The 24,362-nt window shown below is 36.9% G+C and carries 26 protein-coding genes; 22 read left to right on the forward strand and 4 right to left on the reverse strand.

All coding sequences use genetic code 11. The annotated features are described in order from the left end of the window. The first annotated feature begins 8 nt into the window (after window positions 1-8). From AC4IF5_RS16915 to msrA, 3 genes are all read left to right on the forward strand, one after another. Entirely contained in the window at window positions 9-1,220 is a 1,212-nt protein-coding gene (locus AC4IF5_RS16915) for a PepSY-associated TM helix domain-containing protein (protein ID WP_490736544.1), read from the forward strand. Window positions 1,221-1,298: 78 nt separating this feature from the next. Next, window positions 1,299-2,267 (forward strand): ROK family protein, encoded by a 969-nt coding sequence (locus AC4IF5_RS16920; RefSeq protein WP_490736546.1) that lies wholly within the window; start codon window positions 1,299-1,301, stop codon window positions 2,265-2,267. A 359-nt stretch (window positions 2,268-2,626) separates the two neighbouring features. Next, complete coding sequence (gene msrA, locus AC4IF5_RS16925) at window positions 2,627-3,268, forward strand: peptide-methionine (S)-S-oxide reductase MsrA (RefSeq protein WP_490736548.1); 642 nt, start codon at window positions 2,627-2,629, stop codon at window positions 3,266-3,268. Between the two features lie 74 nt (window positions 3,269-3,342). On the opposite strand, the gene AC4IF5_RS16930 is transcribed toward msrA, so the two are convergent. After that, complete coding sequence (locus AC4IF5_RS16930) at window positions 3,343-4,146, reverse strand: hypothetical protein (RefSeq protein ID WP_490736549.1); 804 nt, start codon at window positions 4,144-4,146, stop codon at window positions 3,343-3,345. Between the two features lie 371 nt (window positions 4,147-4,517). Here AC4IF5_RS16930 and AC4IF5_RS16935 point away from each other — a divergent pair, with 371 nt between their 5' ends. The 9 genes from AC4IF5_RS16935 to AC4IF5_RS16975 all read left to right on the forward strand — a co-directional run bounded on the left by AC4IF5_RS16935 (window position 4,518) and on the right by AC4IF5_RS16975 (window position 11,037). Then, window positions 4,518-4,700 carry a hypothetical protein gene (locus AC4IF5_RS16935; protein ID WP_490736551.1) on the forward strand — a complete coding sequence of 61 codons (183 nt, stop codon included), beginning with the start codon at window positions 4,518-4,520 and terminating at the stop codon, window positions 4,698-4,700. A 22-nt stretch (window positions 4,701-4,722) separates the two neighbouring features. Further along, entirely contained in the window at window positions 4,723-6,360 is a 1,638-nt protein-coding gene (locus tag AC4IF5_RS16940) for a tetratricopeptide repeat-containing sensor histidine kinase (RefSeq protein ID WP_490736553.1), read from the forward strand. 11 nt (window positions 6,361-6,371) lie between these two features. Then, window positions 6,372-7,037: a response regulator gene (locus AC4IF5_RS16945; protein ID WP_490736555.1), complete on the forward strand. Its 666-nt coding sequence runs from the start codon at window positions 6,372-6,374 to the stop codon at window positions 7,035-7,037. Between the two features lie 142 nt (window positions 7,038-7,179). Further along, window positions 7,180-7,350, forward strand: coding sequence for a hypothetical protein (locus AC4IF5_RS16950; protein WP_490736557.1), 171 nt, complete (start codon window positions 7,180-7,182; stop codon window positions 7,348-7,350). Window positions 7,351-7,436: 86 nt separating this feature from the next. Then, a complete protein-coding gene (locus AC4IF5_RS16955; protein WP_490736559.1) occupies window positions 7,437-7,964 on the forward strand; it encodes an SH3 domain-containing protein in 528 nt (175 codons plus the stop codon). A gap of 8 nt (window positions 7,965-7,972) precedes the next feature. Next, the gene (locus AC4IF5_RS16960) at window positions 7,973-8,374 is read left to right on the forward strand and encodes a DUF6804 family protein (protein ID WP_490736561.1); all 402 of its coding nucleotides are present in this window, start codon (window positions 7,973-7,975) and stop codon (window positions 8,372-8,374) included. Window positions 8,375-8,379: 5 nt separating this feature from the next. Then, window positions 8,380-8,787 carry a hypothetical protein gene (locus AC4IF5_RS16965; RefSeq protein WP_490736563.1) on the forward strand — a complete coding sequence of 136 codons (408 nt, stop codon included), beginning with the start codon at window positions 8,380-8,382 and terminating at the stop codon, window positions 8,785-8,787. Window positions 8,788-8,793: 6 nt separating this feature from the next. Further along, a complete protein-coding gene (locus AC4IF5_RS16970; RefSeq protein WP_490736565.1) occupies window positions 8,794-10,134 on the forward strand; it encodes an ABC-2 transporter permease in 1,341 nt (446 codons plus the stop codon). Window positions 10,135-10,143: 9 nt separating this feature from the next. Further along, entirely contained in the window at window positions 10,144-11,037 is an 894-nt protein-coding gene (locus tag AC4IF5_RS16975; protein WP_490736567.1) for a hypothetical protein, read from the forward strand. A 275-nt stretch (window positions 11,038-11,312) separates the two neighbouring features. Here the strand turns inward: AC4IF5_RS16975 and AC4IF5_RS16980 are convergent, their stop codons facing one another. From AC4IF5_RS16980 to AC4IF5_RS16990, 3 genes are all read right to left on the reverse strand, one after another. Beyond that, window positions 11,313-11,753, reverse strand: a complete 441-nt coding sequence (locus tag AC4IF5_RS16980; protein WP_490736569.1) for a GNAT family N-acetyltransferase — start codon at window positions 11,751-11,753, stop codon at window positions 11,313-11,315. Between the two features lies 1 nt (window position 11,754). After that, window positions 11,755-12,378, reverse strand: a complete 624-nt coding sequence (gene yihA, locus AC4IF5_RS16985) for a ribosome biogenesis GTP-binding protein YihA/YsxC (protein WP_490736571.1) — start codon at window positions 12,376-12,378, stop codon at window positions 11,755-11,757. A 63-nt stretch (window positions 12,379-12,441) separates the two neighbouring features. Then, window positions 12,442-13,203 (reverse strand): alpha/beta fold hydrolase, encoded by a 762-nt coding sequence (locus AC4IF5_RS16990; protein WP_490736572.1) that lies wholly within the window; start codon window positions 13,201-13,203, stop codon window positions 12,442-12,444. Between the two features lie 272 nt (window positions 13,204-13,475). Here AC4IF5_RS16990 and mraZ point away from each other — a divergent pair, with 272 nt between their 5' ends. The 10 genes from mraZ to murG all read left to right on the forward strand — a co-directional run bounded on the left by mraZ (window position 13,476) and on the right by murG (window position 24,354). Beyond that, window positions 13,476-13,934 carry a division/cell wall cluster transcriptional repressor MraZ gene (gene mraZ / locus AC4IF5_RS16995; RefSeq protein ID WP_490736574.1) on the forward strand — a complete coding sequence of 153 codons (459 nt, stop codon included), beginning with the start codon at window positions 13,476-13,478 and terminating at the stop codon, window positions 13,932-13,934. 48 nt (window positions 13,935-13,982) lie between these two features. Further along, window positions 13,983-14,876, forward strand: coding sequence for a 16S rRNA (cytosine(1402)-N(4))-methyltransferase RsmH (gene rsmH / locus AC4IF5_RS17000; RefSeq protein WP_490736576.1), 894 nt, complete (start codon window positions 13,983-13,985; stop codon window positions 14,874-14,876). Window positions 14,877-14,913: 37 nt separating this feature from the next. Next, window positions 14,914-15,279: an FtsL-like putative cell division protein gene (locus tag AC4IF5_RS17005; RefSeq protein ID WP_053327577.1), complete on the forward strand. Its 366-nt coding sequence runs from the start codon at window positions 14,914-14,916 to the stop codon at window positions 15,277-15,279. Then, complete coding sequence (locus AC4IF5_RS17010) at window positions 15,263-17,254, forward strand: penicillin-binding transpeptidase domain-containing protein (protein WP_490736578.1); 1,992 nt, start codon at window positions 15,263-15,265, stop codon at window positions 17,252-17,254. Before AC4IF5_RS17005 ends, AC4IF5_RS17010 begins: the two co-directional genes overlap by 17 nt. Window positions 17,255-17,313: 59 nt before the next feature. Then, the gene (locus AC4IF5_RS17015) at window positions 17,314-18,774 is read left to right on the forward strand and encodes a UDP-N-acetylmuramoyl-L-alanyl-D-glutamate--2,6-diaminopimelate ligase (protein WP_490736580.1); all 1,461 of its coding nucleotides are present in this window, start codon (window positions 17,314-17,316) and stop codon (window positions 18,772-18,774) included. 41 nt (window positions 18,775-18,815) lie between these two features. Continuing rightward, complete coding sequence (locus tag AC4IF5_RS17020) at window positions 18,816-19,193, forward strand: four helix bundle protein (RefSeq protein WP_490736582.1); 378 nt, start codon at window positions 18,816-18,818, stop codon at window positions 19,191-19,193. Between the two features lie 40 nt (window positions 19,194-19,233). Continuing rightward, entirely contained in the window at window positions 19,234-20,475 is a 1,242-nt protein-coding gene (gene mraY, locus AC4IF5_RS17025) for a phospho-N-acetylmuramoyl-pentapeptide-transferase (RefSeq protein WP_490736584.1), read from the forward strand. Between the two features lie 80 nt (window positions 20,476-20,555). Next, window positions 20,556-21,881 (forward strand): UDP-N-acetylmuramoyl-L-alanine--D-glutamate ligase, encoded by a 1,326-nt coding sequence (murD, locus tag AC4IF5_RS17030; RefSeq protein ID WP_490736586.1) that lies wholly within the window; start codon window positions 20,556-20,558, stop codon window positions 21,879-21,881. A gap of 85 nt (window positions 21,882-21,966) precedes the next feature. Continuing rightward, complete coding sequence (locus AC4IF5_RS17035) at window positions 21,967-23,205, forward strand: FtsW/RodA/SpoVE family cell cycle protein (protein WP_490736588.1); 1,239 nt, start codon at window positions 21,967-21,969, stop codon at window positions 23,203-23,205. Window positions 23,206-23,256: 51 nt separating this feature from the next. Then, complete coding sequence (gene murG, locus AC4IF5_RS17040) at window positions 23,257-24,354, forward strand: undecaprenyldiphospho-muramoylpentapeptide beta-N-acetylglucosaminyltransferase (RefSeq protein WP_490736590.1); 1,098 nt, start codon at window positions 23,257-23,259, stop codon at window positions 24,352-24,354. Window positions 24,355-24,362: the final 8 nt, after the last annotated feature.

Below are 24,362 nucleotides of genomic sequence, written 5' to 3' on the forward strand. Positions count from 1 at the left end.
ATTTTGATATGAAGAAAAAGCATCATCATAAGAACAAGCCAGGTTTCTTTAAAAAATGGTCTGCCAAACTGCATCTGTGGTTCGGGCTGGGAATCGGATTTCTGATCTTTATTATATCTATCACAGGAGCCTTATATGTTTTTAAGGATGAAGTGGAAAGCATTACCCGTAAAGATGTCATTTATCATAATGAGCAAAATATCGATCACAAGCAGATCCTTCCTATCAGAGCAATGGAAAAGGCCGTTGCAGAACAGGTAAAGGAAAAATATCCTATCCATTGGGTAAACATTCCTATGGACAAAAAGATGTCATACATGTTCTTCTGGTATGAGCATAATACGGATGCCTGGAATTATTTTGATGAATATCCAATTTATAAACAGGCTTATGTAAATCCCTATACAGGAAAGGTCCTGAGAGTATATGATGAGAAAAACGGATTCTTCAATATTGTAAAAATGATCCACTGGAGCTTCCTTCTGAAGCAGGATTGGGGAACTTATGTAGTGGGAATACCTGTAATTATCTTTGTCATTATGCTGATTACCGGGATTGTTTTATGGTGGCCTAAGAATAAAGCGGCAAGAAAACAGCGCTTCGGATTCAAATGGAAAAATATCAAAAGCTGGAAAAGAAAAAATTATGACCTTCACAATGTATTAGGTTTTTATGCCTCTATCTTCGCTTTGATCTTCTCTATTACCGGATTGTTTTATGCGTTCTTTGTAGTTCAGGCAATGATCTATGTATTATTTTCCGGCGGAGAAACAAAATATCCTGATTTCTCCCATATCAAAACAAAGGCTCCTATTGAATTAAGAACAGAAGGAACACTGGACAAAATCATCAATACCGTTAAAGAAAAGTATCCGGATTCCTATGGTTTTGCGATAGACCTTGGCCACGAGCATATGGATGACCATGAGCATCCCAATTTTGAGGTATATGTAAAGCATCTCTCCTATTCGTATCACAAAAGCAGCAGCCTTATCTTTGATGAAAATTCAGGGGAGCTGCTTCATACCCGCGATCCCAAAGACAAAAACTTCGGTGAAAAGGTTGTCAACGCCAATTATGACATCCATGTGGGAGCTATTTTAGGGCTTCCAACCAAAATTATTGCCTTTATTGTAAGTCTTATATGCGCTTCTCTTCCGGTAACCGGATTTATGATCTGGTGGGGAAGAAAAAAGAAAAAACCGGCAAAAACAGCTTAATTCTTTAAATAAAATTCAGTTAATAATCTATTAATACAATCTTTTTTATAATTTTAGCCCTTAGAATTTAATAATAGAATGTCATTAATAGATTTATCAAAACAAGTTGCCCTTGGAGTTGACATCGGCGGGACCAATACCAAATTCGGAATCGTAAACCATCGTGGGGAAGTTCTGGATAAAGGAAATCTGAAAACTGATGCCTATGACAAAGTGGAAGATTTCATCGATGCTTTATATGATCATGTTTATCCTTTGATGGAAAAGCATGGCACTGAAAAGCACTTCGACGGAATCGGAGTAGGTGCGCCAAACGCAAACTACTATAAAGGAACCATAGAACTTGCCCCTAACCTGCCCTGGAAAGGCGTTATCCCTTTTGCAGAACTGATGACGGCTAAGTTCCATCTGCCCTGCACCGTTACCAACGATGCCAATGCTGCAGCCTTGGGAGAAATGCTTTTCGGAGCCGCACGGGGAATGAAAGATTTTATCATGATCACTTTGGGAACCGGAGTAGGCAGTGGAATTATTGCCAACGGAAACTTAATCTATGGACATGACGGCTTTGCCGGAGAACTGGGACATACGATCGTAAAACCAGGAGGAAGAAAACACTGGAGCACAGGATCTGAAGGAAGTCTTGAAGCTTATGCCTCAGCAACGGGGATCACGATCACAGCCAAAAAAATGAGAGCAGAATTTCCCGAATCTATGCTCAACCAATATCCGGAGGATGAAATCAATTCCAAGACCGTGTATGAATGCGCTATAAAAGAAGACCCTATTGCGATCGAAGTTTTCAGATATACCGGACAAAAGCTGGGTGAAGCCTTAGCTAATTTTGTGATGTTCTCTTCACCGGAAGCTATTCTTTTATTTGGAGGAGTGATCAAAGCAGGAGACTTTATCCTGAAACCGGCCAAACTTCATATGGAAAGAAACCTTCTTCCGATCTTCAGAAATAAAGTAAAACTGGTATTCAGCGAGCTGGACGAAGCAGATGCTGCCATCCTGGGAGCAAGCGCTTTGGTTTGGGAAAAATAACTGAAGCTATTTTAAATACAGAAGCATCCTTTTAGGGTGCTTTTTTTGTTTTTTGAAGTTTTCACAGATTACAGACGAGTTTGAAAACCTCCCGCAATAAGCTTCTCTAATCAATCTGTTAGCTAAATCTATACAATACACCTTAAATTTTTAAATCTTTACATTATAAAACGCTCGCAGATTTTGCAGATAAAGCGGATCTTTAAGTTTATTAAATGCTTTGACGCTGGTATGACATACCTTTCCCTCCTAAAGGCTACGTTTTATGTTTATTCATGAAAATATTTGTGGAATTTGTCTTTAAAATCACTTGCATCTATCATTGCAATTTGAGTTTAAGAGGCTAAAATCATGTTCAGATGAAAAAGTTTTTCCTATTTTTGATTAGCCTTTTCCGGATCATCAGATCATGGAAAAAAGATAATAGAACAATAGTATTACCAAAAATGGATAACAATAATTTAGAACAGATTACTTTCGGAGGCGGATGCTTCTGGTGTGTGGAAAGCTGCTTCAATATGCTGAAAGGCGTTAAGTCTGCAATCTCAGGATATTCAGGAGGGCATAAAGACAATCCTACCTATCAGGAAGTATGCACCGGCGAAACGGGACATGCAGAAGTAGTACAGATCACTTATGATCCGGCAGTTATTTCCTACGAACAACTGATGGATGTATTTTTCTTCCTTCATGATCCTACTCAATTAAACAGACAGGGTAATGACATCGGAACCCAATACCGTTCTGTTATTTATTATAAAGATGATGCTGAAAAAGCAAAAGCTGAAGAAGCCATCAAAGTGTCTCAGGAATCAGGAAGATGGGCCGGAACTTATGTGACAGAATTAACTAAATTCGATAAATTCTGGCCCGCAGAACAATACCACCAGGGATATTATAACGAGAACCCAACACAACCTTACTGCAGTGCCGTAGTAGGACCCAAGATCCAGAAGTTTAAAACGCATTTTGGAGAATTGAACATGCTGAACGCATCATAATATAGAGCGGAGATCTTACTGATCTTCGCTTTTTTTTTTGAAAAATAAATTAGGATCAAACTCAAACTATAAAACTATTCCTCTAGCTCTATTGAATCCTTTTGCTTCCCTGCATACTTATAAATAATAAGGGGTGACACTCTCCTTAATTCTCTACCAGTATCAGGATCTATTCCATCCATGGTAAAAAACTCTACATTACCATTGAACTTTGAATACCAGGTTCTTCCCAATGCATTTTCTACGGTCAAAGTATCTTTTCTTGTGATTTTTTTAAAATATTTCAATTGAATCATATCTTTAGGAATAAGATTAAGCAAGGGATTTTTTTCTTCACAATCCGCCAACTTATATTCACTTTTATCCCAAAACATGCAATTCTTATCTTCCGCAGGAGCACCTAAAAAACCTAACGCAACACTTTCTCTTCTATCCTTTCCTTCTGGCAAATTATAGCCGCCTATCAAAGCGCTCCCTATAAGAAGTATTCCAGCAATACCTAATCCATTTTGTTTTATAAAATCAGGCATTACAAGTAAGGGTTTATTAATAATAGTTATGACAATTTTTGAAATAGCCTGTTGTATTGTATGTTCAATTGTTTTCCATTCCGAACAATAACTTTTAAAATTATCATATCCCAAATACCTGCTTAAATTATCCAAAATTGATCTTTTTATATTATAGTCCTCATCATTTTCAACGATAGCCTTATAATAATTTTCAAACGACTTATAACTAAGCGGTTCATATTCATCTTTTAGAATCCGTTCAAGATGTAGAATAATTCCACTAAATGATGTTTCTGTGGCCTCCTTTGAAGCTTTTTCAAATACATCTTCTAATAGCTTTTTTCTTTCAGATAAAAATTTTGACATATTCAGGTTATTATTTTGAAAATTATGAAGTTTTAAATCAAAAACATTACGGTTTTCCGTATCTCTCACCGACAAAACTTTCCTAAAACTTTCCCTAAACTTTCTAACCCTTGCCTTCTTTTCCTTTGCATATTTGCATCAGAGATCAGTGAGATACAACACTTTACAAAAAACAAATTTACAAAACTGATTTCAAAATCACCAGATAAAACGGAGGAAAACTCCGGGTTGGGAAGCAGATGTTTCTCCTCCGTTTTTGAAGGTTCACTTCCCAAAAAATTAAGAAGCGCTTCGAAATTTTAATGTGTACAGCCTGAGATTCAGATCTCAGGAGGAAGGAAAACAATTTCAACTTCAAAAATTTTAAGGAAATGATCCAGTTTATTCTAATGCTATTAGGTTTAGCATTTTCAAATAATAATGCCAATACAGTAACAACATGTAATAACAACCAGACACCAGGAATGGTACAGGTGCAAAACGGTCCAGCAGATCCGGGAGGTTCAGACGGAGACACTGGGGGTGAAACTCATCCAATACCTCCGAAGAAATAATAATATTTTTTAATTTAGGGGAATGAAAAAAATTCATTCCCTCTTTTTTTTATTTTTTTTAATCATTTCATCTTGTAATAAAGATAGGACTTCTGTTTTAGGTGAGCATCTTTATGACCAAGGCTATGAATTATATTATGAGAAAAAGTACGACAGCGCTTTTGTAAAGTTCTATAAAGCACACCAAGAGTATCTTGATAATAAAGATAATGACAATGCTGCTAAAGCAATGATATTTTTATCAATTATACAAAATGAAAAAGGAGATTATCTTGGGAGTAATGAAAGTGCTGCTAAAGCCGCTAAACTCTTGAATAAAGGAGATCAAAATTTTGCTTCAATTTATAACCAATTTGGAAGGAATCATGACGAATTGAAAAATTATAAAGAAGCAATATATTTTTATAATAAAGCCACTCCGTATAGTAATGATGAACATTCTATTCTGGTGTTAGAAAATAATATTGGGATCCTTAATTTAAAGTTAAAGAATTATAATGAAGCGGTAAAAATTTTCGAGAAAGCCTCTAAAAGTAAATTAATAAAAGATAGTCTTGATTTAGGAAATAAAATTTTAGATAATTATGCTTATTCAAAGTTTTTATTAAATAATAATTATGATGCAGAGAGTGAATTAACCATAATCTTATCCAATAAACTTAAAAGAGGAGATTTACAAGGTGTAAATGCCAGCTTATCACACCTATCGGATTATTTCAGCAAAAAAGATCAAGAGAAGTCTTTGTATTATGCAAAAGCAATGTATGAAAACTCAAAAAAAACGGGTAGCCCGGAAGACCAACTAATTGCATTAAAGAAAATTATTCGAGTTGAAAACACTAACCTAAAACCTCTTTTTGAAGAATATCAAAACTTAAATGATAGTATACAAAACACAATCAATAATTCTAAAAGCCAGTTTACATCTGTCATTTATGATGCTGAACAAAGCAGAGCAGAAGTTTTATCCTCTAAAAATGAAATCCAAAGACAATATTTCTTTCTTGGCCTTTTAATCTTAATTATTGTTATCGGTACTATTGAATATAGAAAAAGACAAACAAGGCTTAAACAAGAAAATGAACTAAGAATAAAGGAAAATAAGCTCAAACTCTCCAAAAAAGTCCACGATGTAGTAGCCAACGGCATCTATCAGGTGATGACCAAAATTGAAAATCAGGAAAATTTTGATAAGGAAAAAGCCCTCGATGAATTGGAATTTGTGTATGAAAAATCCAGAGATATTTCATACGAAAAGCCCGATCTTAAAGAGATCATAGAATTTGATAAAAAGATATCCGGTCTTATCGGCTCTTTCAATAACGATAGTGTAAAAACTTATCTTGCGGGGAATAGCCAGAATATCTGGAACGGAGTAAATGATTCTGTTCAGGACGAAGTGTATCAGGTGATCCGCGAACTTCTGGTGAATATGAAAAAACATAGCTATGCTACAAATGTTACTTTTAAATTTGAAAGAAATAACAACCTGATACAAATTCAATATAAGGACAATGGAATCGGCATTCAAGGGGACATTTACTATAACAATGGTCTGAGTAATACGGTTTCCCGTATTGAAACAATTCACGGAGAAATTACTTTTGATACCCAAACCGAAAAGGGCTTGAAAGTTTATATTTCATTCCCAGCATCTTAAAAAAGAAAAAAATGTTCAAAAAAATTTTAATAGCCGAGGATCACGAAAGCAGCAGTATTTCTGTACAAAAAACATTAGAAGACCTCAATATTCCCCAAGCTGATTATGTTTATTATTGTGATGATGCATTAGCTAAAATTCAAAAATCTATTCGGGAGAATGATCATTATGATTTATTAATTACTGATCTTTCTTTTGAAGAAGATCATCGTGAACAAAATATTAAGAATGGCCAGGACCTGATCAGGGCTGCTAAAGAGCTGCATCCTTCACTGAAGACAATTGTCTTTTCAGCACAACACAAATCAGGTGTGATTGATTCTCTTTTTACAGAATATGGAATCAATGGCTTTGTTCGTAAAGCCAGACATGATTCCAAAGATTTAAAAAAAGCAATAGCTTCTGTCTACGTCAATGAAAATTATCTGTCACTTGACCTTAAACAGGAAGTAAAGAAGCTGAATAGTTATGAATTTTCCGATTATGACATTACATTGGTTTCTCTCCTATCACAAGGAGTCCTTCAAAAAAATATTCCCATCTATCTTCAAAACAATGATATTAAGCCCAATAGCTTAAGCAGTGTAGAAAAGAGGCTGAACAGCCTGAAAGAAGATCTTCAGATCACAAGCAACGAACAGCTTATTGCTTTTTGTAAAGATTTGGGAATTATTTAATCCCTCACTCCCAATTTATTATAAATATTACTATACAAACCTTTCAAAAATTTGAAAGGTTGTTTCGTTTTACGGGTTCCCGTAAGGATTGGATTTTAAAGTATGGTACTTTTGGAATGTTAACCAACAAAAATTATTTATTATGGCTAAAAAACCATTAGGAACAAAAGCAAAAACTGGTGAAAATTGTCCTGAATCTGGAGTTTGGAAAGTTATTGGAAATCCATCCACAACAGCTCCAATCTCAAAGGACAATAGAATGCCTCCGTATGATGGAAAAGCGGTTATTTGGGAATTAATTCAATACGCTTAAATTCTATTTTTCCAGTGATTATTAAAATAATCACTGGATTTTAGCCAGTAAAAAAACGATTTTTCAAAAAAAATTTAATACTCGTCATGAAAAAACTAATACCCTTCATCATACTTATCCTCAGTTTATTTCTTTTAAATTCTTGTTTTAAAGCCAACGATAGCGTAGGCCACGACGGAAGATGTACGGGTTCCGCCTATTGTACAGCCTGTTCCAATTGCTCAAGATGCGGGCATTGCAGCGGCGGCGGAACTTGTGGCGTTTGTGGCGGCGGCTCCTCCGGAAGAAGCTCATATTCGGGAGGCTCTACCCAAAAAAGCAAATCTAAAAAATACAAGTCTTCAGATTCTTATAATTCTTCAAAAATCAAATCCAGCAAACCTCCAAAAGTTTTTATTGATGATGTTAATGTCAACATTACCCCCAACAACAGCTACATCGCGGGAATTGAAGCAACAAATATTTACGAAAAACCGTCACTGAAATCTAAAGTAATAGCAACGGTCTCTAAAAACACCAAACTGACCCGGCTTTCAAAAGAAGGCTCATGGTACAGGGTAATGATTAAATCAAGTGGAAAAAAGGGATATGTATATTATAAAGATGTAAAATAATCAAAAAAATGAAACCATTTCTTACCTTCTGTGCGCTATGCTGTTTCGTTGGTATTTTCAGACTTCCCATAGAATATTATACTTTCCTCAGAATTCTTGTTTCCATTGGAGCTTTATTGGTTTTATACAATTCTTTAAGCTTTAAACAACATTATTTCAGTATAATTTTTCTGGTCATTCTCATTCTTTTCAATCCCGTTTTTCCTGTTTATTTATATCGGAAAAGCTTATGGATTCCGATTGATATCCTAACCGGGATTTTATTTCTGCTGATCAGTTTCACAGGAAAAAAGGAGCAGAAAAAGGAAGAAGAATTTACCGAAGAATCCTCAGAACGTTCAAAATCAATACATCAAAGAACTGTTTCAAGAGACAGAATCATTAACCCTAAAAAACCAAAAGAAGAATAACCATCATGGAAAACAATCAAATAACGGAAAACCTAAAAGCTCATTTTTTAAGGTTGTATCAAATGGCCATCTGTGATGACGATTTCAGCGCATTAGAATTAAAGATGCTCTACAAATGCGCGGAAGAAAGAGGAATTTCATCAAAAAATTTAGACGAAATCCTCTTACACCCGATCAATTTAAAATCATTGGTTCCGCAAACTATTGAGGAAAAAGTAGATTATCTCTATGATCTCACAGTAATGATCTGGGCAGACGGAATTGTTTCTCCGAACGAATATGCTGCGATGCAAAAATACGTTCTGATGTTTGGTTTTTTAGAAGAAAATGTAACAGCGATTGTAGATTATCTCATAGAATCCGTAAAAACCGGAAAGAACAAAAGTGAAATTTTATATGAATTAAAAAACTAACTCATCATGGATACCTCCAGTATAAAAAATTTATTTAAGCTAAAATCCGTTCCGATAGAATCCCAACAGGAACAGCTCCCCAAAAACGAAGCCGGTCCGAACGACGAATCTCTCGAAGAAACCCGAAAAAGAACCTATCACGAATCCGGATACAGAGACAGCTCACGAACCAACGGAAACCATTCTACCCTATCCATCTGCCTCGATGCCGTTTATTCAAAATTTCAGAATGAAGAAAAGGAAATGGTTGAGAAACAGCAAAAATTAAAAGAATCTTACGTCAACGAACAGAAAAACCGGGAAACCGAGATCAAAGCTTTAACTGTTTCACAGGAGACCAAAGAAGAACAATTAAAAAACAAGAATACAGAAATTGAAAATCACCAGCATACTATTGAAACTTTAAAAGCTGAAATCCTCGATCTTCCAAGAAATCCCGAAAAATATAATGTGAAAGCATCAAGAGGGGCATCTGCAAAATTCTGGATAGGCGCTATTCTTCTTATTCCCATCACTTTATATTTAGCAACATTTTATATATCAACTTCTTATTCAGCATTCTTTAAGAGCTTTGATGCAAAAAGTACCGTAATCCAAAGTGTTTTGGATGCACAGGCATTCAGCAAAGCATGGAACGAAGGAGTTATTGAAGGAGCATTTGTTACATTGATTCCGTTTGTATTTCTCGGACTGGGCTTTTTGATTCACATGTTTGGTGAAAATAAAACGAGAGCCAATTACATTAAATTGGGGCTATTATTCATTGTAACTTTTATTTTCGACTCCATTTTAGCCTATGAAATTGAATCCAAATTATATGAATTAAACAAAACTTTTGATTCTCCGCCTTTCGATCTTAAAATAGCCTTTACCAAAATACAGTTTTGGGGAATCATTTTCGCCGGATTTATTGTGTATATTATTTGGGGACTGGTTTTCGATTTTGTGATGAAAGAGCATCGGGAAAAAGACAAGATCAGAAACGAGCAGGAAATCAGACAGAAAAAAGTTGAATTCTTTCATGAAAAGATCAATGCTTTGAAGAAGGAAATAGAAGAAATTCTTGCCGGCATCGGAAGTATAAAAGAATCCATTATCAAAACACGGGGAAGGATTGAAGAATTACAGAATATTATTGATGGAGTGATCATCCCCACCAAAGATTACAAACTGTATGCTTCAGAATATGTTCAGGGCTGGATAACTTTTATCGGAGAAAAAATTGCAGTATCACGAACGGAAAAACAAACGATGATCGATGACTGTATTGCAACATACAACACCAATCTGGAAACTGTAGGGGCAAATTCCGACAATCAGAATTTAGTGTATTTATCATCTTTATAATTGTAAATTATGAAAAAGATATTCTATTTATTAATGATTATTTCTTTGGCTTCCTGTGGTGAAAAAGCTCCGGAAACACCCTGCACAAACTGTCCAGCAGAAGTCAACTCAAATAATATCAATGTCAGCATTTTAATTGATCTGTCAGACAGGATTGATCCCGCAACCCATCCGAATCCTACAATGGAATATTTCCAACGGGATACGGAATACATCAAAGCCATTGAAAAAGGATTTTTAAATCATATCAAATCAAAAAAAATCATTACTTATGACGATCAGATGCAGGTTTTCTTCAATCCCGAGCCTTCCGATCCGAAAATGAACGAATTCACAAAAGAGCTGAAGGTCTCTTTCAATAAAGATACTCCGAGAAGCTATTTTGATGCTGTAGAGAAAAAATATTCCGAATTGCCCTTACGTATTTATCAGTCAGCGATAAAAGACGGAAAATATGTCGGCTCAGATATCTGGGAATTCTTTAAAAACAAAGTCGACGATTACTGTTTAAAAAAAGATAAAAGAAATATTCTGTTCATTTTGACAGACGGATATATGTATCATGAAAACACCAGGTTTGAAGAAAAAAAGGAAAGCTCATCCAGGACTTCCTATCTAACAACCAAGCTCATAAAGGCCAATAATCTGACAAGCTCTGATTTTAAAAATATCATTGAAAAAAATGGCTACGGCTTTGTAAAAGCTAATGAAAATCTGAGCAATCTTCAGGTCATCGTTTTGGGAATCAATCCTGAAAAAGGAAACCCTTTTGAAGAAGCTGTTATTAAAGAATACTGGGAAAACTGGTTCAAAGAAATGAAAATCAAAAATTATCAGATCAAATCCGCCGATCTTCCCTCCAATCTGGAGCCGGTTATTTTAAAAGCTATTTCAGAAAAATAAAAACACTCCAATATATTTAGAGCCTGCTTAAATTTATTCAGCTATCTTCATATAATTGATTATCAGATTATTTCAATTATATTTTAGTATTTTGAAACATATTTCTTATGTTTTTCTCTCGCAGATCCGGGAGATTTTTCAGATTTTACTTATCTGCGCCATCTGAAAAATCTGCGTGAAACATATCTGCCGAATAAGCAGCATAAGAAAAATAACCTAAGAATTTTAAACAGTGTCTTAATTATCAAAAAAGCGAAGAATAACTTTCCTCGCTTTTATTTTCTTATCATTTCCGTATGCGGAATATCATCTTCCAGATATTTCTTACCGGTATCCTCAAAACCGAAGCCTCTATAAAATTTCAACAGATAATCCTGCGCAGAGATTCTGATTTCAGAAGTATGAAAACGGTTTTCGATCGTCTCCACAGCATATTGTATCAGCAATTTTCCCAAGCTCTTTCCCCTTGCCTGCTCTGTGGTCAGAACCCTTCCGATAGAAGTTTCATCATACTTTATCCCTTTATCAAAAACACGGCAATAAGCCAGAACCTCTCCGTTTTCTTCAGCCCAGATATGTACCGCTTTCTGATCATAATTATCAAGATCAGGGTAAGGGCAGTTCTGTTCGATAATAAAAACGTCAATACGGGCTTTCAATACCGCATACAGTTCCGGAACGGTAAATTCATCAAAAGTTTTAATCTTCCAGATCATATTATTCCTCAAAGCTTACATTATTAAGCGTTAAAAAATCATTCGTCTTTTCTATAAAATTCAAAATTTCATCACCTCCCATTTTCTTTTCTGCAGAAGTAACATACAGCTCAGGAAGATCTTCCCATGTTTTATGAAGTTCCGCTTTATAATCTTCAACATTTTTAATGACAGCATTCGGCTTTAACTTATCTGCTTTGGTAAAAACAATTGAAAACGGAACACCGCTTTCCCCGCACCACTGGATGAATTCCAGGTCAATCTTCTGAGGACTATGCCTCACATCCACCAGCACAAAAAGATTCACCAGATTTCTTCTGTTCAGAATATAATTCGTGATCAGCTTTTCAAAATCTTTTCGCTGAACTTTCGATACTTTGGCATAACCGTATCCCGGTAAATCCGTAAGGTACCAGTTTTCATTCACCAGAAAATGATTGATCAGCTGAGTCTTTCCCGGAGTCTGTGACGTTTTGGCCAAATCCTTATGATTCATCATGGCATTGATCAACGAAGACTTTCCTACATTAGACCTTCCGATAAAAGCATATTCAGGAATATTGGGCTCAGGACATTCCTGCCATTTTCCACTACTTTTTACAAACGTTGCTGTCTTAATAATCATTTTGAATATATTTTAGAAAAATAAACCATTAAGAAAAGCTCTTAATGGTTATTTGTTATGTATTTAAACTTTATCTTTTATCCAGTTGTACAGAATTTCGTTGAACTCATCCGGCTTTTCCATCATGGCAGCATGTCCGCAGTGTTCTATCCAGAACAGATCTGAATTGGGGATAAACTTGTGCATATCTTCCGCTACTTCCGGAGGAGTCACATTATCCTGCTTTCCCCAGATCAGACACGTAGGTGTCAGAATCTTGGGAAGGTCATTCAACATATTATGTTTAATGGCACTTCTTGCCAGCATTACTGTTTTTATTCCTTTCATTCTGTCGTTCACCACGGCAAAAACTTCATCTACAAGATCTTCAGTCGCCACTTTAGGATCATAAAAGACCTCTTCAGTTTTCTTTCTGATATAAGACCTGTCATTCTTTCTTGGGAAGCTGTCACCGAAAGTTCTTTCATACAATCCGGAACTACCTGTCAGAACAAGATTTTTTACCAGGTCCGGTCTCGCCAACGTCAGAATCAGCCCCACATGCCCCCCCATAGAGTTCCCTACGATCGTGACAGGCTCTGAAATATGACTCTCTATAAACTTGATAATATATTTTGCAAGAGTGGTAAGATTCGTATTGAGTACCGGCAGATCATAAATGGGCAGCTGAGGAACATATACTTTGAAGCCTCTGTCCGAAAAAAAATCTACCATTTTATCGAAATTGCTTAAACCACCCATTAACCCGTGCAACAGCACCAATGGATGTCCTTCCCCCGCCTCTATATAGGAATATTTCTTTTCTTTTTTTGTACTAAATATCATAAAACGCCTTAATAAAGCCCTGCAAAAATACAAATTAAACCTCAAAAATATTTTGATTATCCTAATTTAAGATAAAAATAATACAATATTCCCCTTTTTAACTTTTTTTTTAAAAACAGCTTTATTATGGCTTAAATAACAGTTTTAACAAGTGTCTCCATATCAATAAATTACATTCCTGAAACTCAATCTTTAATAAAACTTATTAACATTGAGTCAAAAAGTGGGAAAAAGTGGGAAATTTTGGAAATTATTATATAAATTTGTCCCAAATGAAAAGTTTCATTGGGACATATGAGTGTAAAATTGACGACAAAGGCCGCTTAAAAGTTCCTTCATCTTTGATCAAACAGATGGAAAACTTCGACGATAAGGCGTTTGTAGTCAAAAGATCTGTGTTCCAGCCTTGTCTGGAAGTCTACCCTATGAATGCATGGGATAAGCTGATGGGCAAAATTAATAAACTGAACAGGTTCATAAAAAAGAATGCTGATTTCATACGAATGTTTACGGCAGGAGTAAAAACAGTAGAGTTGGATAACGCGGGAAGATTACAAATTTCCAAAGACCTTACGAATTTCGCAAGTCTTCAGAAAGATATTGTGATCACTAGCGCAGGAGAACTCTTCGAAATCTGGGATAAAGACGCCTATGAAAAGGTGATTTCTACCAACGAAACTGATTTTGCCAGCCTTGCCGAAGATGTAATGGGCTCTTTCGATGAAGAATAACTGCATCGGTTATTAATAGATTATATTAAATAAAAAACACAATTAAGCATGTATCATAACCCCGTTTTGTTGAAGCAGAGTGTTGATGATTTGGTGACAAATCCTGACGGAATATACGTGGACTGTACCTTTGGAGGAGGTGGCCACTCGAGGGAGATTTTGAGCAGACTTTCTGACAAAGGAAAACTGTTCAGCTTTGACCAGGATCTGGATGCGCTTAAAAATACAATTGATGACCCCCAGTTTACATTGGTCAATCAGAATTTCAGATTTCTGGAAAATTCATTACTGATGTATGGGATTTCTCAGATTGATGGTGTTTTGGCCGATTTAGGAGTTTCTTCTCATCAGTTTGATGAAGCAGACAGAGGTTTTTCTACAAGAAGCAACGCTCCTTTGGATATGAGGATGAATGTCATGCAGAATCTGGATGCCAAAAGAGTGATCAATGAATACGGAGAAGAAGAACTTGCTGATCTTTTCTACCATTACGGAGAATTGAGAGAAGCAAGAAAGCTGGCTAGAGAGATTGTACATCACAGAAAAACAAAAAGTATAGAGACTACCGAGGATCTGAAAAAGCTTTTCAGCTATATCCCTCCTCATAAGGTCAATAAATTCTATGCGCAGCTTTTTCAGGCAATAAGAATTGAAGTAAACCAGGAACTTGAAGTATTAAAAGAAATGCTGGTTCAGGCTTACAATGTTTTAAAACCGGAAGGAAGATTAGTAGTTATTTCTTACCATTCTTTAGAAGACAGACTGGTAAAAAGATTCCTGAAAAACGGAATGTTCGAAGGAGAACCGGAAAGAGATATCTACGGAAACTATAAAAAGGCATTTGAATTGCTGAAGAGCAAAGCGATCATTCCTGATGATAAGGAGATTGAAGAAAACTCAAGAGCGAGAAGCGCCAAAATGAGAACAGGAATAAAAGTATAAAAGTAATATTCACTGCAAAGCAAATTGACATTATAAATTGGCAAAAAGAACGACAAATCGCCCCCAGAAAAGACTCACTTTTATAGACATTATAAAAGGGAACTTTCTGAACCGTGATGAGATCAAAATACATTACAAGTATTTTCTTCTGTTGTTCGTGTTGATGATGGCCATGATTTACAGCAATCATCTCGTCAACAAAAAAATTAAAATTGTAAACGCTTTAAAAGAAGAAACAGAAGAATATAAATCGAGAAATGCTTACGCCCAAAGTAAGCTGATCAAAGTAAAGATGGAATCAGAGTTGGGGAAAGAGGTCGCCCGGGACTCATTGATGACCCTGGAAAACCATCCTCATAAATTGCTAATAAAACTGGACAGTACAGATGCAAAAGCAAAATGAATACGACAATAAACGTAAAAAAACGTTACGATGGGGCTACCTCTTTGCAGTGGTAGCTTTGTGCGTGTTTGTAATGTTCTTGGCAAGGATCGTAATCCTTCAGAATACCAATGTTCAGGAAATAAAAGATGATTACATTAATAAAAATTACCGGGAAGCCACGTTAAAGGCCGCCCGGGGTAACCTGTTTGCTTCTGACGGCTCTATTCTCGCAACAACGGTGATGCGGTATGACATCTATCTGGATTTTAAAACAATGAAAGATACGGTGTATACCAATAATATCGGAGCGCTGACGGATTCTTTAAGCAAAATGTTCGGAAAGCCAAGAAGTGAATTCAGACAGAAATTCGACGAGCAGAGGAAAAAGAAAAACCAATATTATACTTTGGTAAAAGGTCTAGACTTTGACCAGTATGACAGGATCAGAAAATTCCCGATCTTCACAAGAGGGAAAAATAAAGGAGGTTTCATCGTTGACAGAAATTATAAAAGAGAATTAGCGACTTCAGAGATCGGAGCCGGTACCATCGGTATGGATAACGGAGAGCTTAAATCCGGACTTGAAGGGGCCTTCTCAAAATATTTAACAGGAACTGACGGTAAAAGACTTGAACAAAGGATCAATTCTTCCCAATGGAAACCAATTGACTTCTGGAAGGTTCAGGAACCCGTGGATGGAGAAGATGTTTACACCACCTTAGATCTTAGAATTCAAGACATTGCACACTCCGCACTGGAAAAGCAGCTGATCAATTATGAAGCAAAACACGGAACCGTAATTGTCATGGAGGTTGAAACCGGAAAGGTACGTGCTCTGGTCAACTTAAGAAGAACAGAATCAGGAGAATACGAAGATTCTTATAACTATGCGTTAAAAGACAATATCGAACCAGGCTCTACTTTTAAGACCATTTCACTCTTAGCAGCAATGGATGATGGATTTATTGACGAAAACACTACGGTAAATGTAGGAAATGGTGTCTGGACCTACGCAAAACAGAGAATTTCAGACGGCCATGGTGGCGGAACCTATGATATCAGTGATGTTTTGGCTAAATCCAGTAACGTGGGAACAGCTAAGCTGATCACAAAATATTATGCGGAAAAACCCCAGATCTTCCTTGATCATTTAAAGCGTTGGAAACTGTTCGACAAAATGGATATCGAGCTTCCGGGAATCACAAAACCAAAGATCTTAACCCCACAAAATAAAAGATGGAATGCCGCAACACTTGCTTCCATCTCCTATGGATACTCTTCAAATATTAACCTGCTGCAACTGACAACATTCTATAACGGGGTTGCCAATGGCGGTAAAATGCTCAAACCTCTTTTCATTGATAAGATCATGAAAGACGGACAGGTAATGTATAAGGCAAAACCTGAAGTAATGGTTAATAAAATGGCTTCAGAAAAAGCGATTAAAATGATGACCAGCGCCTTGACCAAAGCCGTGGAAAAAGGTACAGGACGAAGCATCTTCACTCCTAACCTGAAAATGGCAGGAAAAACCGGAACCGCGAGGTTTGAATACTGGCTTCCCGGCCCTATGAAGTACAGAGCGTCATTCGCAGGCTTCTATCCCGCAGATGCTCCCAAATATACATGTTATGTCATGGTGAGCGAGCCGAATACGGCAATCGGATTTTATGGAGGACCTGTAGCGGCACCGGTGTTCAAAGAGATTGCAGGAAAAACATTCCTGAAAACCCCTCAGAATATTGAAAAGGAAATGCTTGTAGACAAAAAGGTCAACCTCAGTAAAATGGTTGAACCTAACGTAAAGGTAGCGGTAAATGATAAACAAATGCCTAACGTAGTAGGATTAATCGGGAAAAATGTAATCCCGCAGCTGGAAAACCTAGGCTATCGTGTCGATTACAAAGGAGTGGGAAGGATCAAAGAGCAATTCCCGCTGGAAGGCACAACGATCAGTAAGAACCAGAGAATATATTTATCTCTGCAAAATTAAGAAACAAAGTCCCGAAGGGGCAATTTAAACCAGAATAGGACAAAGTCCTGTTGATAAAGATGATAATAACAGAATTAGTAAACAGAATCCCAGTAGTAGAAGTTCACGGTGACAGCAGCCGTGAAGTTACCGAATTGGTGATCGACAGCAGAAAAGTTACGGAAGGCTCTCTTTATATAGCCATAAGAGGTACAGTTGCGGATGGACATTCATTCATTGTATCAGCTATTGAAAAAGGAGCAGCAGCAATCGTTTGTGAAGAGCTTCCTGAAACGTTGTCAGAAAACGTAACCTATGTAAAGGTTAAAGATTCTGCCAAGGCTCTGGGCCATCTTGCTTCCAACTTCTATGGAAATCCTTCTCAGAAGCTGAAACTGATAGGAGTGACGGGAACTAACGGCAAAACCTCTGTTTCTACACTGCTTTTTGATGTTTTCAAAAACCTGGGGTACGAATCTGCTTTACTGTCAACTGTTGAGATCAGAATTGGAGAAGAAATTATCCCAGCCACTCATACAACTCCGGATGTGATTACCATCAACAGAATTTTAGCCGAAGCTGTGGAAAAAGGATGTGAATTTGCTTTCATGGAAGTGAGCTCCCACGGAATCGCTCAGAACAGAATTGAAGGTCTGCACTTCAAAGTAGCAGGTTTCACCAATCTTACCCACGATCATCTGGATTATCATAAAACATTCGAAGAATATTTAAAAACCAAAAAAAGATTCTTTGATGAACTTGAAGACACTGCTGTTGCCATCACTAATATTGACGACAGGAACGGCAATGTCATGCTTCAGAACACCCGGGCTCAAAAGAAGTCTTACGCTCTGAAAACAATGGCAGACTTCCATGGAAAGCTTTTAGAAGTTGATTTCAACGGAATGCTGCTGAACTTCAACGGAAAAGAATTCTGGACTACACTGACAGGAAAATTCAATGTGTACAACTTATTGCTTGTATTTGGAATTGCTACAGAACTTGGCTTTGAGCAGGATGAAATCCTTCAGGCCATCAGCAAGCTGAAAAGAGTTTCCGGAAGGTTTGAAACCTTCAGGTCAGATGGCGGAATTTTCTTCATCGTAGATTATGCACACACTCCGGATGCACTGGAAAACATCCTGGACAGCATTAACGATATCAGAACAAAGAATGAAAGACTGATCACGGTTTTCGGTTGCGGAGGTGACAGAGATCACTCTAAAAGACCTGAAATGGGAAATATTGCCACCAAAAAATCAACATTGGCAATCATCACTTCAGATAACCCGAGGACAGAAGATCCGGGACAGATTATAAAAGAAATTGAAGCAGGCGTTGAACCTCAGAACTTCAGCAAATACACTTCAATTCCGGACAGAAAAGAAGCCATCAAAATGGCGATAAAATTTGCAGAACCCAAAGATATTGTTCTCGTAGCCGGAAAAGGCCACGAAACCTATCAGGAGATCAATGGTGTAAAACATCATTTTGATGACAAAGAAGTAATTAATGAGCTTTGGAAATTAATGTCAAAATAGATTGAAAGATTGAATTCATTTAAAAATTTAAAAATTTGATAATGACAAAGAATTTTGAAAACTTTCCTGTATATATCAAAAGCTTGGATCTGATTGAAAAGGTCTATCAATTCCTTCAAAGTCAAAGTTTTGAAAAAGAATTTGAATTTAATAACCAGATAAAAAGAGCCAGTTTTTCAATTAGTAACAATATTGCAGAAGGCTCAGAGTATAATAATAACAGACAATTTATTAAATATTTAAAAATTGCTAAAGGGAGTTGTGCTGAAGTAAGAAGTATGATGATTGTAAGTAAAAGATTAGAGCTTGGTTACGAAAATATCGCAGAAGAAGTAATTAATCTTTCAAGAGAAATTTCTTCTAATATCTCCAACTTTATTAAGTATTTAAGTGAAAATATTGAGAGACCCAATCTTTAAATCTTTAAATAAATTAAATTTTTAAATTAAAAAAAGAAACATGCTATACTATCTATACGAATATCTAACCAACCATGGAATCCATGTTCCGGGATTAGGAATGTTGAAATACATCTCCTTCCGTGCCGGAATGGCTGTACTGTTCTCTCTTATCATTGCTCTTATCTACGGAAAAAGAGTGATCAATTACCTGAGAACAAAACAAATGGGAGAATTGGTGCGTGATCTTGGACTGGATGGTCAAAAGCAGAAAGAAGGAACTCCTACTATGGGAGGGCTGATCATCATTCTGGCAACCATCATCCCGGTATTGCTGTTTACAAGAATTACCAATGTATATATTGTTCTCTTGCTGGTTTCAATGTTTTGGATGGGAGCAATCGGTTTCCTTGATGATTACTTAAAGAAGATTAAGAAAAACAAAGACGGACTAAGCGGTAAATTTAAGATCGTAGGTCAGGTTGGATTAGGGCTAATTGTCGGAATTACAATGTATTTCCACCCCGACATCACTGTTAAAAGAAAATACGCAGATGCCAAGGTCGTGAACAGAAATAATGTAGAGCAGAACTTTATGCCTACGGAAAAAATTACCGTTTCCACCGTTCCATTTGCAAAGAACAATGAGTTCGACTACAGCGGAATTTTGTTTTGGATGAATGATAAAGATGCCCATGAGTGGGCATGGATTGTCTTTATTCCTATTGTAATCTTCATTGTGACCGCCGTTTCAAACGGAGCGAATATCACCGACGGAATTGATGGTCTCGCAGCAGGAACAAGCGCCATAATACTGCTTACACTGGCTCTTTTCGCCTACCTGTCCGGGAACATCATCTTTGCAGATTATCTCAATATCATGTTCCTTCCGAATATGGGGGAAACTACCATTTTTGCAGTAGCCATGGTAGGTGCAGTAATCGGATTCTTCTGGTATAATACCTACCCTGCACAGGTCTTCATGGGAGATACAGGGAGCTTAATGCTGGGAGGAGTGATTGCCGTTCTGGCCATTATCTTAAGAAAAGAATTGCTGATTCCCGTATTATGCGGAATCTTTTTGATCGAAAACCTGTCTGTAATGCTTCAGGTCATCGTTTTCAAATACAGAAAAAGAAAATACGGGCTGGAATACGCTCAGAACAATAGACTATTCAAGATGTCACCATTACACCATCATTATCAGAAAGAAGGCTTCCACGAAAGCAAAATCGTGAACCGAATGATCATTATCGGTGTAATACTGGCTATTGTATGTCTGATCACCTTAAAGATGAGGTAACGTCAATTTAAAAATTGAAAGATTTAAACATTGAATAATTTTTTAATCATTAAATCTTTTAATCATTAAATCAAAATAATATGAAAATAGTTGTTTTAGGAGGAGGAGAAAGCGGATGCGGAGCTGCTTATTTGGCTAAAAAGAAGGGTCTGGAAGTATTTCTTTCAGATAAAGGAGCCATTAAGGATAACTATAAGCAGTTTCTTACCGATAATGAAATTGAATTTGAAGAAGGAAACCATGATGAAGAAAGAATTTTAAATGCTGACTGGATCGTAAAAAGCCCGGGAATTCCCAAAAAGGCGGAGATCATCCACAAAATTCATGAGAAAGGCATCAGACTTTCCTCTGAAATTGAATTTGCTTCTGAATTTACAGATGCAAAGATTATTGCGATCACCGGAAGCAACGGAAAAACAACAACAACATCACTGATCTACTACATCCTTAAAAATGACGGATTAAACGTAGGTCTGGGAGGAAATATCGGATACAGCTTTGCAAAGCAGGTTGCAGATGAAAGCCATGAATATTATGTACTGGAGGTAAGCTCTTTCCAGCTGGATGATATTCAGAATTTCAGACCTTATATTTCTTTACTGCTGAACTTATCTCAGGATCACCTGGATCAGTACAACTATAATTATGAGGAATATGCGCTGGCAAAGTTCAGAATAGCTGAAAATCAGGAAAATGACAATTTCTTCATCTACAACAAAGATGATGAAATGAGCAAAAACCTTCTTGAAAAACTGGAAATAAAGGCTAAAATGATTCCTTTCTCCACAAAAGAAAAGTTATCTGAAGGGGGATTTGTGAATGATGACCAGATTGTGGTAAAAATGAAAGATGAGTTCACGATGAAAGTTGATGAATTATCTCTTCTCGGAAACCATAATGTTGCCAACAGCCTGGCAGCTTCTATAGCCGGTAAGATATTAAAGATCAATAATGAAAGCATCAGACATTCATTGATGACCTTCCAGGCAGTGGAGCACAGGCTTGAGTTTGTCACTGAAATTGACAATGTAAAATACATCAATGACAGTAAAGCAACCAATGTCAACGCAACATATTATGCCTTAGAAAGTATGAAAACTCCAACCGTATGGATCGTTGGAGGACTGGATAAAGGAAACGACTATACCGAAATCGAAGATTTAGTCAAAAGAAAAGTAAAGGCAATTGTTTGCCTGGGAATCGACAACAAGAAGATCATAGATTTCTTTAAAGACAAGAAAGAATTTATTTATGATACTTCAAGCATGGAAGAAGCGGTGAGAATTTCAAAATCACTGGCTAAAAAAGGTGATACTGTTCTGCTCTCCCCTTGTTGTGCAAGCTTTGATTTATTCAAAAGCTATGAAGACAGAGGACGTCAGTTTAAAGAGCAGGTATTAAAATAAAATGTAAAAAGTATTAATGTATTAACGTATTAATGACTAAAACATTCATGAATACATTTTACATCAGTACATGAATACAATAAATATGGACGAACAGAACACAGAAAGCAGATTTGAGTTTCTAAAGGGCGATAAAGTACTTTGGATGGTCATTCTTGTGATCTCCATTTTCTCTATTTTCCCTGTTTACTCTGCAAGTTCAAATCTGGAATATATTGTTAATAACGGAACCACTACAGGTCACGTTATCAAACATATGTTCTTTGTGGTCTTAGGCTTAGGAATCATGAGACTCGCAGGAACCGTAAAGTACGAATACATTGGAAAGCTCAGCAGCATATTGCTGGGACTAATGATTGTCTTACTGGTAGTGACCATGTTTACCGGACAGACCATTGACGGGGCCAGTGCTTCCAGATGGCTGAAAATTCCGGGAACCCCGATCTCATTCCAGCCGTCATCATTTGCATTCCTGATGCTGATCATTTATTTGTGCAGGTATCTGACCAAAAAGATTACAAGAGAAAGGCTTCCGATAGAAAATATCATGTATATTTTCGGGCCGATCCTTCTTGTTTTTGTATTGGTAGCAAAAGATAACGGTTCTACAGCATTGATGATTTTAATGGTTTCCGTGATTGTTCTGATTATAGGGCAACTTCACTGGAAATATATTGCAGGATTCATTTCCGCTTCATTTGTGGCCATTGTATTATTTTTATTAATAGCCCTGAATACGAATATGATCGGCGGAAATCGTGTTCACACATGGATGAGCCGTGTAGAGACATTTACCTCAAGTAAAGCCAAATCAGCTGACGTAGATGATGAAAGCGTGAAAGCCAAAAATTACCAGGTAATGCAGGCCAAGGCAGCCATCGTACACGGCGGAATTACGGGAATGGGACCGGGAAAAAGCGCATTGAAACAAATGCTTCCACAGTCTGCTTCCGACTTTATCTTCGCTGTCATTGTAGAAGAATACGGAGTCATCGGTGCCGCATTTCTGATTAGTCTCTATCTGATTATGATGATACGGATTGTCATGATCGCCAGTAAAATGCCGGCATTCTTCGGATCCTTACTGGTGCTCAGCCTCGGAGTGATGATTTTTATCCAGCTTTCGGTCAATATTGCTGTAGCAATCAATCTGATTCCGGTAACAGGACAGCCGCTGCCATTAATCAGTTACGGAGGAACCTCCATGTTGGTCACCTATTTACAGCTGGGAATTATTTTAAATATAAGCTCAAGAATCCAGATTTACGATGAAGAAGGAATGGGCAAGAAACAAAGCATAGCAGAAATAAACGATATCGCATAAACCAAGTCCCGAAAGGACGTTTTAACAAAAAATCGGACGCAGTCTATTAAAATGAACAAAAAACTAAAAATAATACTATCAGGCGGAGGAACAGGAGGACACATCTTCCCTGCCATCGCCATTGCTGATGAGATCAGGAAAAGATTTCCTGATGCAGAATTTTTGTTCATTGGAGCCAATGGAAAAATGGAAATGGAAAAAGTTCCTCAGGCGGGCTACAAAATAGAGGGAATTGATATCGCCGGGATCGACAGAGGGAACTTATTATCCAACTTAGGATTACCTTTCAAGATTCTGAAAAGCTTAGCCAGGTCAAAGAAGATCATCAAAAACTTCGCTCCGGATTTTGCTGTGGGAACAGGAGGCTTTGCAAGCGGCCCTGCACTGTATGAAGCCAGCAAATTGGGTATACCAATCTTCATCCAGGAACAGAATGCTCATGCCGGAGTAACCAATAAGATCCTTAGCAAGAAAGCAAAAGCTGTATTTACTGCATATCCAAAGGTAGAAGGCTTTCCGGCAGAAAAAATAAAGTTCCTAGGCAATCCGATTCGCGAAAACATTATTTCAGGAATGCAGGAAACCGCTCAGGCAAAAGAAAAAATGGGATTGAATAAAGACAAACTTACCATTTTATCAGTAGGGGGCTCTTTAGGTTCCAGAACATTGAACAATGCCTGGAAATCTCATTTAAAAGAAATAACAGACAAAGATTATCAGCTGATCTGGCAGACAGGAAAGCTTGATTATAAAGATATTTTGGAAGAAACAAAAGATATGGATACCAGAAATATTCAGATCCTTGAATTTATCAAAGATATGGAGCTGGCTTATTCTGCAGCAGATATCATTGTTTCGAGAGCCGGAGCTATTGCCATTTCAGAGCTGGCCGTAGCACAGAAGCCGGTATTATTGGTCCCTTTCCCTTTTGCAGCGGAAGACCATCAGACCAAAAATGCCATGAATCTGGTTGAAAAAAATGCAGCCAGAATGGTGAAAGACTCTGAAATGCAGGAAAAATTCTGGAATACATTATCAGAAATCTGCGAAAATGAAGGCGTAAGAAAAGAAATGTCTGACAATCTGAAATACTTTGCCAAGCCAAACGCGGCAAAAGAGATTGTAGACGAAATATTTAATAAACTGTAAAAGTACAA

This window comes from Chryseobacterium sp. UF-290 (genome assembly GCF_058245615.1).